This is a genomic window from Microcoleus sp. AT3-A2 (assembly GCF_036705685.1).
Classification (GTDB): domain Bacteria; phylum Cyanobacteriota; class Cyanobacteriia; order Cyanobacteriales; family Microcoleaceae; genus Microcoleus.
Genome location: NZ_JAUBVF010000010.1, coordinates 74,985 through 90,997 on the forward strand (window position 1 = coordinate 74,985; position 16,013 = coordinate 90,997).

General features: G+C 45.4%; 14 protein-coding genes. 9 read left to right on the top strand and 5 right to left on the bottom strand.

Annotated elements, in window-relative coordinates:
• Positions 1 to 13 precede the first annotated feature (13 nt).
• A complete protein-coding gene (locus tag QUB37_RS08840) occupies positions 14 to 904 on the top strand; it encodes a glycosyltransferase (RefSeq protein WP_333161027.1) in 891 nt (296 codons plus the stop codon).
• 203 nt (positions 905 to 1,107) lie between these two features.
• Here QUB37_RS08840 and ribE read toward each other — a convergent pair whose 3' ends face one another.
• Positions 1,108 to 1,821, bottom strand: a complete 714-nt coding sequence (gene ribE / locus QUB37_RS08845) for a riboflavin synthase (protein WP_333150934.1) — start codon at positions 1,819 to 1,821, stop codon at positions 1,108 to 1,110.
• A 241-nt stretch (positions 1,822 to 2,062) separates the two neighbouring features.
• On the opposite strand from ribE, the gene QUB37_RS08850 reads away from it, so the two are divergent.
• The 5 genes from QUB37_RS08850 (at position 2,063) to QUB37_RS08870 (ending at position 9,479) form a co-directional block, all read left to right on the top strand.
• On the top strand, positions 2,063 to 2,569 hold the full coding sequence (locus QUB37_RS08850) for a bifunctional nuclease family protein (protein ID WP_333161029.1): 507 nt from the start codon (positions 2,063 to 2,065) through the stop codon (positions 2,567 to 2,569).
• Between the two features lie 5 nt (positions 2,570 to 2,574).
• Positions 2,575 to 3,705, top strand: coding sequence for an aldo/keto reductase (locus QUB37_RS08855; protein ID WP_333161031.1), 1,131 nt, complete (start codon positions 2,575 to 2,577; stop codon positions 3,703 to 3,705).
• Between the two features lie 671 nt (positions 3,706 to 4,376).
• Positions 4,377 to 7,610: a PAS domain-containing protein gene (locus QUB37_RS08860; protein ID WP_333161033.1), complete on the top strand. Its 3,234-nt coding sequence runs from the start codon at positions 4,377 to 4,379 to the stop codon at positions 7,608 to 7,610.
• Positions 7,611 to 8,007: 397 nt separating this feature from the next.
• Entirely contained in the window at positions 8,008 to 8,538 is a 531-nt protein-coding gene (locus QUB37_RS08865) for a hypothetical protein (RefSeq protein ID WP_333161034.1), read from the top strand.
• 104 nt (positions 8,539 to 8,642) lie between these two features.
• The gene (locus QUB37_RS08870; protein WP_333161036.1) at positions 8,643 to 9,479 is read left to right on the top strand and encodes a DUF1963 domain-containing protein; all 837 of its coding nucleotides are present in this window, start codon (positions 8,643 to 8,645) and stop codon (positions 9,477 to 9,479) included.
• Between the two features lie 171 nt (positions 9,480 to 9,650).
• Here QUB37_RS08870 and QUB37_RS08875 read toward each other — a convergent pair whose 3' ends face one another.
• Both QUB37_RS08875 and QUB37_RS08880 read right to left on the bottom strand, forming a co-directional pair.
• The gene (locus QUB37_RS08875) at positions 9,651 to 10,763 is read right to left on the bottom strand and encodes an extracellular solute-binding protein (protein ID WP_333161038.1); all 1,113 of its coding nucleotides are present in this window, start codon (positions 10,761 to 10,763) and stop codon (positions 9,651 to 9,653) included.
• Positions 10,760 to 10,879, bottom strand: a complete 120-nt coding sequence (locus QUB37_RS08880; protein WP_333161040.1) for a hypothetical protein — start codon at positions 10,877 to 10,879, stop codon at positions 10,760 to 10,762. The genes QUB37_RS08875 and QUB37_RS08880 overlap by 4 nt, the downstream gene beginning before the upstream one ends.
• Before the next feature lie 39 nt (positions 10,880 to 10,918).
• On the opposite strand from QUB37_RS08880, the gene QUB37_RS08885 reads away from it, so the two are divergent.
• The 3 genes from QUB37_RS08885 (at position 10,919) to QUB37_RS08895 (ending at position 13,429) form a co-directional block, all read left to right on the top strand.
• Positions 10,919 to 11,077: a hypothetical protein gene (locus QUB37_RS08885; RefSeq protein ID WP_333161042.1), complete on the top strand. Its 159-nt coding sequence runs from the start codon at positions 10,919 to 10,921 to the stop codon at positions 11,075 to 11,077.
• A 162-nt stretch (positions 11,078 to 11,239) separates the two neighbouring features.
• The gene (locus tag QUB37_RS08890; RefSeq protein WP_333161044.1) at positions 11,240 to 12,535 is read left to right on the top strand and encodes a transposase; all 1,296 of its coding nucleotides are present in this window, start codon (positions 11,240 to 11,242) and stop codon (positions 12,533 to 12,535) included.
• Between the two features lie 495 nt (positions 12,536 to 13,030).
• Positions 13,031 to 13,429: a hypothetical protein gene (locus tag QUB37_RS08895; protein ID WP_333161046.1), complete on the top strand. Its 399-nt coding sequence runs from the start codon at positions 13,031 to 13,033 to the stop codon at positions 13,427 to 13,429.
• 387 nt (positions 13,430 to 13,816) lie between these two features.
• Here the strand turns inward: QUB37_RS08895 and cobT are convergent, their stop codons facing one another.
• Both cobT and QUB37_RS08905 read right to left on the bottom strand, forming a co-directional pair.
• Entirely contained in the window at positions 13,817 to 14,923 is a 1,107-nt protein-coding gene (gene cobT / locus QUB37_RS08900; protein WP_333161048.1) for a nicotinate mononucleotide-dependent phosphoribosyltransferase CobT, read from the bottom strand.
• A 292-nt stretch (positions 14,924 to 15,215) separates the two neighbouring features.
• Complete coding sequence (locus QUB37_RS08905; protein ID WP_333161050.1) at positions 15,216 to 15,971, bottom strand: DUF2232 domain-containing protein; 756 nt, start codon at positions 15,969 to 15,971, stop codon at positions 15,216 to 15,218.
• Positions 15,972 to 16,013: the final 42 nt, after the last annotated feature.

Here is a 16,013-nt window from a genome sequence, read left to right on the forward strand (position 1 = left end):
GTTATTAGTTACCATGAACCAAGCTAAAACTCTATTTTCAATTATTGTTCCGACCTACAATCGCCCCGATAAATTAGCGGCGTGTATTCAGTCTTTTGTGGAAATTGAATATCCGCGCGATAAATTTCAAGTTATCGTCGTCAACGATAGCACCGAAATCTCTGTAGAAAATACAATTGCCCCTTTTCAAAATCAGCTAAATATCACCCTTCTGACACAACCAAACTCCGGCCCTGCAACCGCGCGAAATACTGGATCTTTTGCCGCAGAAGGCAAATTTTTAGTGTTTACAGACGATGACTGTACTGTGGGGGTAGATTGGCTGCAAAATCTGGAAAAGCGATTTGTGGAAACACCAGATTGCTTAATCGGAGGTCGAACTGTAAACGCGCTGCCGGATAACATTTATTCTACTGCCAGCCAGCAACTGATCGATTACCTTTACAGCTACTATAATGCTATTGGCGATCGCGCGCAATTTTTTACTTCTAACAATTTTGCCCTTCCCGCTGAAGCTTTCCAAAAAATCGGCGGGTTTGACACGGCTTTTTCTCTGGCGGCTGGAGAAGACCGGGAATTTTGCGATCGGTGGTTGCATTCGGGCAATGTCGCAATTTACGCTCCCGAAGTTATAGTTTATCACTCACACGCACTAACTCTTCGCAAATTTTGGAAACAGCAATTCAATTATGGTAGAGGTGCTTTTTTGTTTCAGCAAATGATCTCGAAACGCGGGGCTAATGGGAAACTACAACATCCGTCATTTTATTTGAATTTGCTAACTTATCCATTTTTCCACGCACCGGGCTTTCAAAAGCTATTAATTGCTGCTTTGTTTTTAGTTTCTCAGGTGGGAATTGCTGCGGGATTGTTTTGGGAGAAAAACAATTTTGTTGAGGAATAGAGTTGGATTATTGAACCGCAGAGAGCGCAGAGATCACAGAGAGAATTAAGAGTTAGTGGGGTGCGTCTGCTTTGAAGAATCAATTATTGATATAATAATTTCGCTGCTGACGCACCCGACAAATTTATTCTTTAGTCTGCAGAGGCGGACTTCGTTTGTATAGTAGCGGTTCCAACCGCCGAGTTTGATGATCTTGGCTACGATTAAATAAATCCGTGTTCTGCTAAGAATTCTGGTGTAATTGTTCCCAAACTGTTGATTGTGGGGGTTTCTTCCCACGGTTCGGGATGGGATTTTGAGCCGCTACGGAGAAATTTGGCGACATATTTGCCGAGAATATCTGCTTCTAAGTTTACTAAACTTCCTGGTTGCAAATAGCTGAGGTTTGTCTCACCAAAACTGTGGGGAATGACAGCAACTTCAAACCAATTACCGTCAGCATCGCAATCTGCCACGGTTAAGCTGATGCCGTTGACGGCGATGCTGCCTTTGGAGACGATGTAAGGTGCGATTTGACGTTGCCATCCCGAATTTGCTGTTGGTGGGGCAGTAAACCGCATCTCCCAAGCGTTGGCGGTTTGGGTTGATGTTGCTAAAGTGCCGATCGCATCTACGTGCCCCGTCACAAAATGTCCCCCCAATTTGCTACCGGCGCGCAGGGAGGTTTCTAGGTTCACCAAAGCATCGGGGAATGATCCCAGAGTAGTGCGGCGGAGAGTTTCTGGGGAAGCGACGGCGACAAAACCTTGCGGCAGAACTTCCACTACCGTCAAACAGACTCCATCCACGGCTACGCTGTCCCCAATGGCTAAATCTTGTAAAATCTGGTAGGAGTTGTTTGATGTGCAGGAAATTTGGAAATAATCGTTGCCTAGCGACTTCAGCTTTCCGAGAGATTGAATTAGTCCTGTAAACATAAGTATTTTTCCGTAGTCGATCGCTTATTTACATGAAACCACAGGCACAAACCAGACGCAGCAGCTTTTGCCGTCCCCTCTCCCCCGGAGTCAATCGAAAATCTAAAATCTAAAATCTAAAATCGAGAGTCCCAGATCAGTTGCAGATTCCGGCGAAGATCAAGTCATACTGGATTTAGGTGATCTTTATGTCCAAGTTCTCTACTGCCTTACAGTTTCTTAATTCTATGAGGCCGATCGAATGATTGAAATGAAAGTCGCTGGAATTGCCTTAGATGCAGCCACGCGCAGTCCTATTGTCCTATTGAGAGACGCTACTGAGCGACGGGCTTTGCCTATTTATATCGGTCAGGAGCAAGCAAAGGCTATCATTAGCGCGATCGAAGGCCACAAGCCTCCTCGGCCCTTAACTCACGATCTGATGGTCAATTTTTTAGAGTCATGGAGTCTTACCTTGGAGCGCATAGTTATTCACTCGCTGCAAGATAACACGTTCTATGCCGTCCTGATCGTCCGTCAGGGAGAAGTTAAAAAAGAGATCGATGCCCGACCTAGCGACGCGATCGCCCTAGCCCTGCGAACGAACTGCCCCATCTGGGTGATGGAAGAAGTCGTCGCCGATGCTTCGATACCTGTCGATCGAGATGCTGATGAGGCCGAACGCCGGGCCTTCCGGGAATTTATCTCAAACCTCCGTCCAGAGGATTTGATTAAGAGAAGCGGCTTCAGCCCAGGCGAAACTTCCTAAACTTTATGCGCTATCGACGGTTTGGCAAAACGGAGTTGTACCTGTCTGTATTTTCCTTGGGAACCATGCGCTATTTGGCTTCTGAGGAAACTGCCTGTCAGACTGTACAACAGGCCCTGTCTCAGGGAATCAATCACCTGGAAACGGCGGCGGGTTATGGTTGCAGCGAGGAATATCTCGGTGCGGCCCTGTCGGCTGGTTTGTCTGTCGATCGATCGCGCCTCCACGTCACTACAAAAATTTCCCCAACCAAGGATGCAGCAGCCATGGAACGCTGCATCGACGCATCCCTCAAACGCCTGAATTTAGACTATATCGATTGTCTGGCAATTCACGGTTTGAATACTTGGGAACATTTGGCTTGGGTGCGATCGCCCACAGGCTGCATGGAAGCTGTACGCAAAGCCCTGGCTGATGGGATCATTCGGCACGTCGGCTTTTCGACTCACGGGCCTCTGGATCTGATTTTGGCTGCAATCAATACAGATTTGTTTGAATTTGTCAATCTGCATTATTACTATTTTTTTCAGCGCAACGCCCCGGCAATTGAACTCGCCAAAGACAAAGATATGGGCGTTTTCATCATTTCCCCGGCAGATAAAGGAGGGCAACTCTACACGCCCCCGGAAACTCTCGCACAATTGTGCTCGCCTTTGTCGCCCTTAGAGTTGAACTATCGATTTTTACTCAGCGATACTAGGATTGGGACTTTGAGTGTGGGCCCTGCAAATGCCACAGAATTAGAGCAACCCCTGAAATATTGCGATCGCGACTTTCCCCTCACCAACGCCGAAATCGCTGCGTTCGATCGGCTAGAATCGGCTATTGCAGCCACTTTGAAAACCGACAAATGCAGCCAGTGCTATGCCTGTTTGCCTTGCCCGGAAAACATCAACATTCCCGAAGTATTGCGACTCCGCAATCTCGCCGTCGGGTGCGACATGACTGACTTTGGCAAATACCGCTACGCCATGTTTGAAAATGCCGGACACTGGTTTCCCGGCAGCAAAGGCAACCGCTGCACCGATTGTGGCGAATGTTTGCCCCGGTGTCCCGAAGAGTTAGACATCCCAACCTTGCTCAAAGATACTCACCAGCGACTGGGTGGCAAAGCAGGCAGGCGGTTGTGGGATTGAAAAAAACGTGAAGCCGGGAAAAGGCGATCGAGCGTATCTAAGTGTTGCAATAATTACGCTAAACTTTGGTTTAACCTGAAATCTTGCACCATTCTCCAGAACAGGCTTTCCGGCCTGTTCCACAAAGAATTAATTTTTTGTGGGGAGTAGGGGTTGGGCAGGAGAGCCCGCTCATAAAAACCTTATTGAGAATGGTGCAACATCTCAGTTTAACGGAATTTACGATACAGTCGATCGATAAACTACTTCGTTTTACGACTGTATGCGGAAGCATCCCGATTTTGTAAAAAGCGTTTTTGAGGAGTGCGAGTATCTTGCACAGCAAAGCCTACATCTAACCGCGAACACTCCTGTGAAAGCAATCATTTGGATGCTCCCAACAAACTTTAAATAGGAGCCGACAGTATATGTAAAAACAGCTAAATAAGATAATCTGATTAGCACCTAGAAACTGATTTATTGGAGAATACCCCAGTCATTTTCTTGCTGGGTTGGTGGCGAGAGGCAACAATTTTATGATTAGTGATTAACCGAACTCGATATAAAATCTAAAATCGTTCAACTGAGCACTCACGCCGAAGTCTAAAATCTAAAATCTAAAATCTAAAATCTAAAATCTAAAATCTAAAATTGATCGCCTGTCATCTACAACCGATCCCGCATCAACTACTATGGCTCATACTCAGTTAAACGACAGCCAGCCAAATTGTCTGCAGCAAACGAAAGTTGCGACTTCCGAAAGAAGATTGCAAGCAGCTTTCAAGCCGTGTACCTACAACTTATCTGTTACCAGAAAACAGCTAATCGGACTGCTGACAATACAAACAATCTTGCCCGTCGGACTAACGGCTGCAGCACTGTGGCTAACATCGGCAGTTGGAAGCAATCAACTGCAAAATCAAGCTAAATCCGAATTGAGCCTTAGTGAAATTAACTACAATCTCCAACTAGATCGCGCCGCCGACCGTTTGCAAAACTCCTCTGACAGCAAAACGATCGCCCAAACAGCCTTAGCTTACAACAGCCGTAGAAAAATATCAGATTTGCAAAAATCTGTCAAGCAAATTCTAGAAAATCAAGTCAAAACAGGAGCAATACACAGTGCAGCTTTAGTGGGGAAAGATGGGAAGATAATTGTTAGCGTTAATCTCAACAAAGATAGACAAAGTTTTAATCCTCGTAACCTAGACTATCAAGTATTAGCAAAAAAAGAGCCAATTACGGTCAGCAAAATTCTGGCTCAATCAGAAAATCAGAAACAATTGCCAAATTTGCAACCGGGAGTGAGCGAAGGTGTCCTTGTTAATTACTCAGAAATTCCCGTAAGAAATGCCAAAAATAAGACTGTTATTGCTGCTTTATTTCTAGGAAGGAATTTGAGCCAAATACCGATGGTTGCCAGTAGCGAAATAGTCAATTCAGCCGTCGGCTTTTACGCTATTTATGCACCACTTAATGAGGGTAAATATGTCTTGGTAAGTGGACAAAGTGTTAGGAAAAATCAACAGTTGCCCGACTTACTGTGGATGGACAGATCGCTACTGATGTCTGCACGCGCCGCCGATGGCAAACCAGTTGCTCAGCAAATAAAAATAGGGAATCAGGCTTATACAGTAGCAGCAAAATCTCTGAATAATTTAGCCGGAAAACCCGCTGTAATTTTAGTGCGGGGCATCCCCGAAATATCGATCGCAACTTTGTGGGGCAACAATTGGCTGCTGCTGGCACTGTCTGTCGCCGCCCCTCTCGCCTTGGTAGTTACAGTCACGCGCCGGATTGCAAAACCCGCTACCTCGGATTTATCAATAGCAGACGGTAATTGGACATCTAACTCCACCGCCGAACCGCAGCAGTGCTCCCGCAAATTCGATCGCCTTTCTGAACATTTAAATTTCGGCGAATTCCCCGATTTATTCCCAAAAAAATCCAGTTTAGACGGTCAATTAGCGCTGGATTTTCGATATAAAAAAATTGCGGGCGATCCTCTTCGATCCCTTCGCCAACGCCCGATCGCAAATCCCCACATCCCGCTCGCTTTCCAACCCCTAGAATTGCCCGAAAACTCCGTCTCAAACGAGTCGCGGCAGGTAAATACAGAACTAGAAAAAAGTGCGATCGCCTTAAATCTAGTCCAGGAAGCTTGGCAAGACTTAAATCGCCTCAGCTTGGAATTACAGCCAGAAATACTCGATCGCCAAAACACTCAAAAAGCCCTGCGAAAGAGCGAAGCACTACTGCAAGCGATTTTAGACAACTCAACAGCAGTAATTTACATCAAAGACCTTCACGGAAAATACCTGCTCACCAACCGCCATTTTGACAATTTGTTCGACATCGCAAAAGAGCAAATAACAGGGAAAACCGACGGCGATATTTTTCCCCAAGACAAAGCAGCAGCCCTGCGAGAAAACGACCTGAAAGTTCTCGAATCCTCCTCGCCCATAACCCTCGAAGAAATCATCCCTCAAGACGACGGCCCGCACACTTATATTTCTCTGAAATTTCCCCTCTGCAACTCCGAAGGTAAAGCTTATGCAGTCGGTACAATTTCTACAGATGTGAGCGATCGCAAACTTGCCGAACTCACCCTAGAAAAAGCCAAAGCAGAACTAGAAATAGAAGTCGAACAGCGCACCCTATTCCTCAAACAAGCCAACGAACTCTTGCGGTTTGAACTCGCCGCCAGAGTCCGCGGTGCCATCACAGTCAGACAAATGACTGCTCAGGTAGCCCGACACGCCAGAACAGTTGACGGCATTCTCGGCGCTTCTCTTGACCTAATTTTTCTAGTAGATCGATCGGGAAAATACACCTATGTCAGTCGCACCGCCGCTCAAGCTGCCGGCATGAACCCCAGAGAAATGATTGGCAAAACCTGGCAGGAATTAGGCTGGTCGCCAACAATTATGCAGCGGGTTCACCAAGAATGCGACAGCATATTTGCCACAGCCGAGCCCGTGAAAGGCGAAGTAATTGTCCCCACGGCAAGCTGGGGAACCCGCGACTACGAGTATATTCTCAGTCCGGTTTGTGCCACAGACGGCAGCGTCGAAGCGGTGGTGGCGACACTGCGGGATATCACCGAACGCAAAGACGCTGAGGAAGCATGGCAGTTGGCGAAAGAAGCCGCAGAACTCGCCAACCGCGCCAAGAGTGCTTTTCTGGCAAACATGAGCCACGAGTTACGCACTCCCCTCAACGCGATTATCGGCTACAGCGATATGCTAGCGGAAGATGCCGAAGAGTTAGGCAACTTAGAGGTAGTCTCGGATTTAGACAAAATTCGCACTGCTGGCAAACACTTGCTGCGCCTAATTGACGACATTCTCGACATTTCCAAAATTGAAGCTGACAAGATGGAGATTTACCTCGAAAGCTTCGATGTGGGAGGCTTAATCGAGGAGGTGATAACAACTATCAAACCGCTAATGGATAAAAACGGCAATACTTTGGAAGTATTGAGTTCTGACAATATCGGTGCGATGCACGGCGATTTGATGAAAGTGCGGCAGGTAATGCTGAATTTGCTCAGCAATGCTGCTAAATTTTCTGCTAATGGGACGATCGTGCTTACTGTCGCAAGAATTACCAGTGAAGAATTAAAAAATAAATATCAACCGAAAGTTGCTCAAATGTTAATTTTGGATGCAGATTTTTTAATTTTCCGAGTGACGGACACGGGCATCGGCATGACACAAGAACAGCAAGAGCGACTGTTCCAACCTTTTACTCAAGCCGACAATTCAACTACTCGCAAGTACGGAGGTACTGGTTTGGGACTGACTATCAGCCAGCGTTTTTGTCAGATGATGGGCGGCGATGTTGAAGTTATTAGCGAGTTAGATTGCGGTTCTACTTTTACTGTTTGTCTGCCTGCTTCATTGTTTAAGCGATCGGAATTTTAATAATTTTGCAGAAATAAGAGAAGAGTCGGCGGTTGAAACCGCTACTATACAAACAATGTCCGCCTCCGCGAACTGAAGAATAATAAAATTAACTGGTTCCCAGGCTCCAGCCTGGGAACATAAATCTAGAGGCTCTGCCTCGGTTGGAAACATGGAGGCAGAGCCTCCGGATCTGCATTACTAGGCTGGAGCCTAGTAACGAGTAATTTAAAATTAATCTGCGTTTATCCGTGTTTATCTGCCTTACATCTGCGGTTTCTGTATCAATGAATGATTTATACAATCTTGTCTAATAATATAGCAAGTCTATTTGAGTCGTGAATGTAGAACCACCTGAAACGTTTGTGATGATTGAATCCATTGTTTACAAATCAAATGGTTTTGCTATATGATGAATATGATGAATTACCCCAAAATGCGCCACAAAAATCAAGTTTCCCGCCGCAAACACGGCATTTTGACAAAAAGTTTATTTTTGTTCCTGATTGCGGCTTCTGCGTGCCTCGGAGCCTTGCTGGGTGAGCAATCTGCGGCCTTTTCCCAGCAGCCAGCCTGCCCGACTGGCAACGCTGCTAATTTACCGTCGCCCCCGCTTTCGCAAACCGAAAAAAGCGTGCCGAGTCTGTGGTTAGCTCAAGAACTCTTTGGCGGCAAATTGCTCGATCGCTGGTTTGTCGATCCCGGCAATACTTGGGTAATTCTCATAGTCAACCGCCAACTTTGGAGTTTGCTCGATTATATAGAACGCTATCAGTTTGTCAACCACTTTGGCACTGTCGCCAGGGACTACGGTTACAATGTGCGAGTTTGCAACCGTCAAGGCACAGCTTTGGCAGTTTATTCGTGCAAGGACGATGGGCTTAGCTGTCGCATTGATTTAGAATCTCTCTCAAATCCGCGTATTCGAGGAGGGCGGAAGGAATTCTAGTAGGGTGCGTCAGAAGCGAGTTATTTTCTGGAGAATCGATAAATCAAGAGCTGACGCACCGTGCATTTGAGCTGATAAATGCGGTTTGTAATACGTAGAAAAAAATGAAAAAAAACCTTGAGCTTCCGGCTGAATTAGAACCTTTTTGCCAAGAAATTGAAAGTTCAGAAAAGCCTGTTATCAAAATCACTTACGAACGAAAGGCGACTGATTTCTGGTCAAGCAAATTTGGCGGAGTGCCTTACTTGCCGAAAGATTACGATTTTCCCAAAGATAGTGATGGAAAATATATGCACCTTTTGGCACAGCTCAATTTTGAGGAAATCTTTGCCCAAGTGCCATATTTAGCGCCTTTCCCCAAAAAAGGAATTTTGCAGTTTTATATCGGTGACACAGATTTGTATGGCATGGATTTAAACAATTTGGAGAACCAAAAAGATTTTAAAATATTCTATTTTTCCGAAACTGACACAAATAATTGTCAAACAGATTTTGCTTTTTTGTTGCATCAAGAAGTTAAGGGATTTTCACCTTTAAACTATAAATACGTGAATAATCCGCAAGAATGTTTGGCTTTACAGTTTAGTCCTGACTATGAGTGGGTTTGCCGAGAAGACTATCAAATTACTAACATTTTGGGACCACAAAAAATTAAACAATTCTTTGATAGAATGGAGGCAGATGATGACAAATTAAATGATTGGTATTATGATAATTTATACGACATTCACCATAAAATAGGGGGATATGGCTACTTTACGCAAACAGACCCTCGTGAGTATAGCCCGCAATATCAAGACCATAAAATTGTAGTCTTACACATGATTAGTGATGATGAAATTTGTTGGGGTGATGATGGAGTAGGCAACTTTTTGATTCGTGCTAAGGACTTAGAAAAATTAGATTTTTCTCAGGTGATTTATAATTACGATTGTTATTGAAATTAAAATACTAACACTTTCCGCTCCTGCTGTTGTGTTTGTTATTTCACTGCCGTTTGTTGCTTTGCTACACACACAAGGCTGGTGACTGACGAACCCTACGGTTTAAGGTGCGTCAGTTTTGATGATTTTCTCGGCGCTTGTGGGTTGGTGACTGACGAACCCTACATTTTAACTTTTCACTACTTGGCGAATTTCTTGCCAGAGCGATCGATATTGGGCAATACCAGCATCCCCAAAAGGCAGCAGAAAGTCGCTAGCAGCAAGAATCTTAGCATTCGGCAACAACACAGGATTAGTGCGAATAGCTTCCGGCAAATTATCGGGTTTCATGCCGACAATTATCGGGGAACTAGCCTTAGCCAGCAAAGATAATTGAGGAGCAACCCGAGGCTGCAAGCAAAAATCAATCCATTTTTCCACTAAAGAAACTGGATTCCGCGACGATGCTGGTTGTACCCACAAATCTGTCCAAAGTGCAGTTCCCGAAACCGGAACTACTAAAGCAATATCCTTTTGAGTTTGCAGCAGCGGCAGCAAGTCTCCAGAGGAACCTACGGCTAACCAAGTATCGCCTAAAATTAATGGTTGCAGGTAAGCATCAGAACTATAAACTTTAACTTGCTGGTGCAGATTTGCGAGTTCTTTTTTGAGATTTGGGACTTGATCTAATTGCTGCGTATTGTAAGATTTGCCGAGTTTTTTTAATGTTAAACCGATAACTTCTCTGGGACTGTCCGGCAGAGAAATTCGATCGCGCAATTCGACTCGCCACAAGTCTTTCCAATCTGTCGGAGTCCACCCCAAAGCCTTAAATTTGTCGGTTCGATAGGCAATTACCGTACTTCCCCAGCGGTAAGGTGCAGCCCACACTTTACCTTGAGGATCTAATTTACCCTCATCGTTGCGCCTGACGAGTTTTTGCCATCTTTCGGGCAATTGTTCCCAATTCTCAAACTTAGCAGGATCGATCGGCTGAATCAATTTTTGCCTAATTGCCAAACTCAGCCAGTAATCTCCCAACATCACCAAGTTAGCTTGATTTTTTGATTCGGGAACCCGTTTCCACTCCTGCAACAGGGCGAATAATTCTTTTAATTGTGGTTCTTGCGTTACCTGTAAAAGCGGAGACGGTTGTACATCGCGCCTAAATTTGCTTACCAGTTGGGCCGGAATACCGTTTTTGAGCGATCGAATTTTGAGAATGGGCTTCGAGTCGCACCCTGCCGCCAATTGACTTAAAGTTAGGGTGGCGGCCCCCAATAGCAAAGACCTTCGTTTCACCTGTCAATCCGCTTTTCTAAATATTGACCAATCGTTTTGTGTTCTACAGCCCCGGAAATAATTGTTTGTCGAGTCCGGTAGTTGGCGCCGATTTGTTTTATTTCTTTTTCAAACACAGAGCCATTGTACTCGGTTCTGCTGCTAAGAGAGTCTGTTTGAGTCTTGCCCTGATTTTACCTTCTACCTTGTCGATCGAGCTTTCCGATGCCGAAAACTCCCTCAACTTAACGCCTAATTTCTGTGCTGCAAGTTCCTTTGAGCCAGTTTCGCTCGCCAGCCGGGGCGATCGACTGCATCTGTGTTACATTTTTTAACTATTCGAGGGGGTCTGGGGGAGCAATAAGTCCCACACCAAATCAAAGATTATGGTGTGGGACTTATTGCTCCCCCACACCGATTTTATCCGGTCAATCAGGCGTGAAATCGGTAGCAGGTATAGATTTATAGACCCGTAGTTCTGTGTTAGAGTTGACTGTATGACTCTGATAATGAACTACTGCTACCGAATTTATCCCGACGCCAACCAAGCAGAAACGATGCTTCATTGGTTGGAAATTTCTCGCAAGGTTTATAACTACGCTTTGCGAGAAATCAAAGATTGGGTCAATTCGCGTAAATGTAGTTTAAACTATTGTTCGCTGGAGAGAGAATACATCATTCCAGCCGACAAGCCATTCCCTACCTATTACCCTCAACAGAACGAACTTCCTAAAGCGAAAAAAACGTTTCCGTTGTTGGGCGAAGCCCCTTCTCAAGTTCTGCAAACTACTATTCGTAGATTGCATGACGCTTGGAATTATTTTCAGTCGCGGGGGTTTGGCTTTCCTCGCTTCAAGAAGTTTGGACAAATCAAGTCCATGCTGTTTCCTCAATTCAAAACCAATCCCATTACGGGATGGCAGATAAGCTTGCCCAAACTTGGGAAGATACCTATCAACTTGCATCGACCTATCCCAGAGGGGTTTGTGGTTAAGCAAGCACGGGTATTGAGGAAAGCTGATAGGTGGGAAGTTGTAGTGACAATTGAGTCTGATATGTCGATACCTGACGCTCAACCGCAGGTCGATGCGCTGGGTATCGATTTGGGACTGTCCAAGTTTTTGACAACCTCGGATAAAGAGTTTATTGCTAGACCCCGATTCCTGACATCCTTGTACCGCAAGCTGGAATTGCTGCAACGTAAGTATGCCCGAACGAAAAAGGGTTCTAAGAACCGTGAGAAAGCTCGAATCAAGGTTGCCAGATTCCACCACCACATTGCTAGAGTTCGGAAGGATTGGCAATTTAAACTGGCTAACCATCTGTGTACCAAGGAAGGTATTGGGATGGTCTTTGTTGAGGACTTGAACTTGAAAGCGATGTCCAGGGGGATGTTGAGAAAACATACCTTGGATGCTGCTTTTGGTCAATTTCTCAATCTGTTGGAGTGGGTCGCCAAGAAGCATCAAATCTATTTTTGTCGCGTCAATCCAGATGGAACGTCTCAAACTTGCCCTAAGTGCAACACACATACGGGTAAAAAAGAGCTTTCCGAACGAGTTCATAAATGTGGTGAGTGCGGATATCAAACCGATAGAGATCACGCAGCATCCGAAGTTATTAGGTTGCGTGGTTTAGAACTCATTAGTACGCAAGGACTTTGCGGAATAGAAAATGCCTATGCAGTCGGTCTGCCGGGGATTGACGAAAGTCAGTCGGCGTCAGAGGCGAAATCCCGCAAGGGAAGAACTAGGAAATCTTCCAACAGTGATGTTGGGAAGCCCATACCATAATCTTTGATTTGGTGTGGGAGGATGTCACTATAACGAAACAACGAGAGCGCTGCCATTTGCCGTTGGATGACGCTTTTTACACAACCGAAGTAAAAAATCCTTTTTAAATCGGTGACAGCTTAATAACTAAAAAAACTAAAAATCCACTCATCTGAATCCTGAAAGCACTGGCGAGAGCGAAGTCAATCTAATAGGACGCTCTGCGATCCGAGTCTCAGAAACCCGAGGTTTTAACTCTGATTGAAGGTTTGAACGAAGTATGGGGGTTAACCCACCCGGTTCCTGTGTCCAAGACTATGTAAAACCTAAAATCTAAAATCTACAATCGACTCACCAATGGCGAGCGATTATCTTCAAGCTGGCTCCCTAAATCTACCGTCAGGATTGGGAACACAACAATTACGTCAAAAATTAAATAATTTAGTGATAAATCCAACTTATGTAAAGATTTACCTAAAATGTAAAGATATAAGTTACGAGCCAAAGGATGATTGTATGGAAGCGCTCCGCCAGCAAGTTACAGTATTGAGCCAACAAGTCGAGGCCCTCTACAAACTCATAGAAAACCTCAATGAAAAGCTCTTGGAGTCTGCCAAAGAGACGAAGCTGACCCAGCAACAGAGAAACGATCGCTCTGGAACGGTAGGAAATGACCAAACATCGCCCTATCAAAGCTACAGCAGTCTCGACGGCCTCCTCGAACACAAAGACATACTGTTAGATGACAGCTACTTCGACAAGAATTCTCAAAGCCTGGAAAAAGAGCTGAGCGCCGAGATTCAAATCCAGCGCTTAACAGCTCAGCTAACAGCAGCTTACAATCGAATTGCCGCCTTGGAAGAACAGTTGCTCTCCAAAAGAATGCACTCGCAACATCTAGGCGGGCCTAATTAAATATTGCTAGCGGGGATCGGTAGTAATTAAAAAAAAATACAAGTTGCGTTGATTTATGCTCGTCTACTTATAGATTTATTGCATAGAGTTTTTTAGCTCCCGCAATTAGCAAGGGGAATACTGCATCAAAGCCAGATATTGTGTAGAAAATTCTGTCAATCTAAAATCAGAAATGCTCGAAAAAGTGATATAATTATTCAGCAAAAAGGAAGCTGGGTGAGCAGCACAACCATGTTCGCAGTTCGATCGCCGCATCTGAATTTTTAATGTTTAATTCCTAACATTCCTAGACGCACAGAAAACTAAAAACCCGGTTTGCGAGTGTATTCGTCGCTGCAAAACCCCAATATTTTCAGTAAAAACCTGGTTTTTTGCCTCCAGGACTCTCTAATGTTGAATTTCACACCGCGAGGCTAAAGCTTCAACAGCTTGAAGGAGTTGAGTTGGAGTCCAATTTGCAGTCAGACCACTGGCGATCGCACACGCTCCCGCACCGACACCTTCCTTAACATAGCCGCGATCGTAAGCTTGCAGTTGCGCGTAGCGAGATCCAGCAAAATTTAGCTGCGCCGCCAACAGAGGTACACCGCCGATATCATTAGCAAGTCCTACAGTGTCTCCTGTAGGGTCTTCGGCTACCCAGCGCGTAGTCCCCACCGCAACTTGTTTGGGACTCCATAGCAGAGCATATTCATGGGCTAAGGCTTGCATCAAAGCGTATACTGCCAGCATTTGCGTCCCCCCGGCTAGAAGCACCCCGCAAGTCCGACTCGCGGCGATCGCCATTGCAGCCACCGCTATTTGCATCGGATCGCCCACCGCCGCTACCAATTCTAGGGGAGTGCTGTTTTGTCCGCCAATTTTCCACTCAGCATTATTGAGTCCCGCTGTCACCGCAGCCAATTTTTGAGCGTGATTGCAGCGAGGATGAGAACTATTAACTTTGCCCGCGGCTGCAATACCCAAACCCATTAACACGCCCAAAGCAGTAGTCGTTCCCCCAACTACGCATTCCCCTAAAATTAAATAGCTGCCATTAGTTTGAGCAGCCAATTTAGCTCCCCAAATTAATCCTTGTTCGAGCAAATGTTTGACTGTTTCGAGTTCTAAAGCATTCCCAGAAATCAGACACTTTGCTGGAGTGCCACCCAAATCAATTGCAGGTACCGGAGGTGGGAGGGGCAAACCAGCATTAAATAGATAAAGCGGAAGTTCCAAAGCTTCGACTACAGCGTGAGATATGAGTACCGGTGATGCACCCGCTTCTAGGGGTGGCAAAGGATATTGGGGCGAAGGTTGAGGGCCGTTATACAAAAATTCTGCATCGGCTAAACAAGTAAATTGTCGATCGTGCGGGGTTGCTCCTGCTGCTGAAATCCCCGGAATTAAGCCTGTAGCGGTAAATCCTAACACGCAGGCAAATATCGGTTTTCGTCCCCGATAGCGATCGAGCCACCGCTGCCCCTGTTCGATTTCTGTATAAATACCAATCATAAATTAGTCATTAGTCAGTAGTCATTAGTCAGTAGTCATTAGTCATTAGTCATTAGTCATTAGTCATTAGTCATTAGTTATTACACCTCTCCAATAATTATTGTGGAACAGGCATCCTGCCTGTTCAAGACTTGCTTTTCAGGAGAGATATATTAGTCATTAGTCATTAGTCATTAGTCATTACTTATTAGTCATGACTTATTTAGTAGCAATTAGCAATGCCCAATGCCCAATGCCCCATGCCCAATGCCCCATGCCCCATGCCCCATGCCCCATGCCCCATGCCCAATAACTACTCTTCATAATCGATCAAAACTTGCACCCAGCTTGGTGGTCGCGGAATTGGATTTCCCAAACGATCTAATAGCAGCAAAGCTACTAAATGCACTACAAATAAATAGACAATATTGTTAACCAAAATCATCCCGGCGGCGATCGCCCCAATTGTGTTCAAACTCGGTACATTAAGCCAGCCCAGCTTCACAAATACCCATTCCACCATCTCTGTTACCTGGGCGGTTACGTAAACCCAAAGATCTTGACCCACCAACGCTGACAGCAGCCAAAACCGAAAAAAGAAGCCTACAGTACCAATTACTGCACCCACACTAACAGAGAGTGACCAACTCGCTTTGCGCCTCCAAAGTCCTCCCAGTGCAACTCCCATAACTCCAAAAGGCATCACATATAAAATGCTCCGCGTCGGGCCCATCAGTACCGACAGCAGCAAACCCGATACCAAAGCTGCCATCCAAGCGGCTCGGTTGCCCCAGCGCAAGTAAACCAGGGCGATGGGTATCGGGAAAAAAACCCGCAGCAAAGGCCCCAGCGGAAAGTAATAATTTACCAGCCAAATTAAGCTAGCGGTACTTGCCAAAAAAGCCGTTTCTACCAGCCTTAAAGGTTCTTCCCCAGAGGGCCGCTTCCCCGGATCTGGATTTGTGCGATCGCCAGCCATTGCTGAAATATCGGCGGTTTGCGGCTCGTTATTTGTACTGGGTGAACTACCCGAATTAGACGCAGCATCTGCTGACAAAAAATCACTCATCCGATTTTAGATTTTAGATTTTAGATTTTAGATTTTACGAGA

What these genes read in the sequence shown, in the direction of transcription:
- QUB37_RS08840 (WP_333161027.1), top strand. Translation starts at nt 14, where the DNA reads ATGAACCAAGCTAAAACTCTATTTTCAATTATTGTTCCGACCTACAAT.
- ribE (WP_333150934.1), bottom strand. Translation starts at nt 1,821, where the DNA reads ATGTTTACAGGACTAATTCAATCTCTCGGAAAGCTGAAGTCGCTAGGC.
- QUB37_RS08850 (WP_333161029.1), top strand. Translation starts at nt 2,063, where the DNA reads ATGATTGAAATGAAAGTCGCTGGAATTGCCTTAGATGCAGCCACGCGC.
- QUB37_RS08855 (WP_333161031.1), top strand. Translation starts at nt 2,575, where the DNA reads ATGCGCTATCGACGGTTTGGCAAAACGGAGTTGTACCTGTCTGTATTT.
- QUB37_RS08860 (WP_333161033.1), top strand. Translation starts at nt 4,377, where the DNA reads ATGGCTCATACTCAGTTAAACGACAGCCAGCCAAATTGTCTGCAGCAA.
- QUB37_RS08865 (WP_333161034.1), top strand. Translation starts at nt 8,008, where the DNA reads ATGATGAATTACCCCAAAATGCGCCACAAAAATCAAGTTTCCCGCCGC.
- QUB37_RS08870 (WP_333161036.1), top strand. Translation starts at nt 8,643, where the DNA reads ATGAAAAAAAACCTTGAGCTTCCGGCTGAATTAGAACCTTTTTGCCAA.
- QUB37_RS08890 (WP_333161044.1), top strand. Translation starts at nt 11,240, where the DNA reads ATGACTCTGATAATGAACTACTGCTACCGAATTTATCCCGACGCCAAC.
- QUB37_RS08895 (WP_333161046.1), top strand. Translation starts at nt 13,031, where the DNA reads ATGGAAGCGCTCCGCCAGCAAGTTACAGTATTGAGCCAACAAGTCGAG.
- cobT (WP_333161048.1), bottom strand. Translation starts at nt 14,923, where the DNA reads ATGATTGGTATTTATACAGAAATCGAACAGGGGCAGCGGTGGCTCGAT.
- QUB37_RS08905 (WP_333161050.1), bottom strand. Translation starts at nt 15,971, where the DNA reads ATGAGTGATTTTTTGTCAGCAGATGCTGCGTCTAATTCGGGTAGTTCA.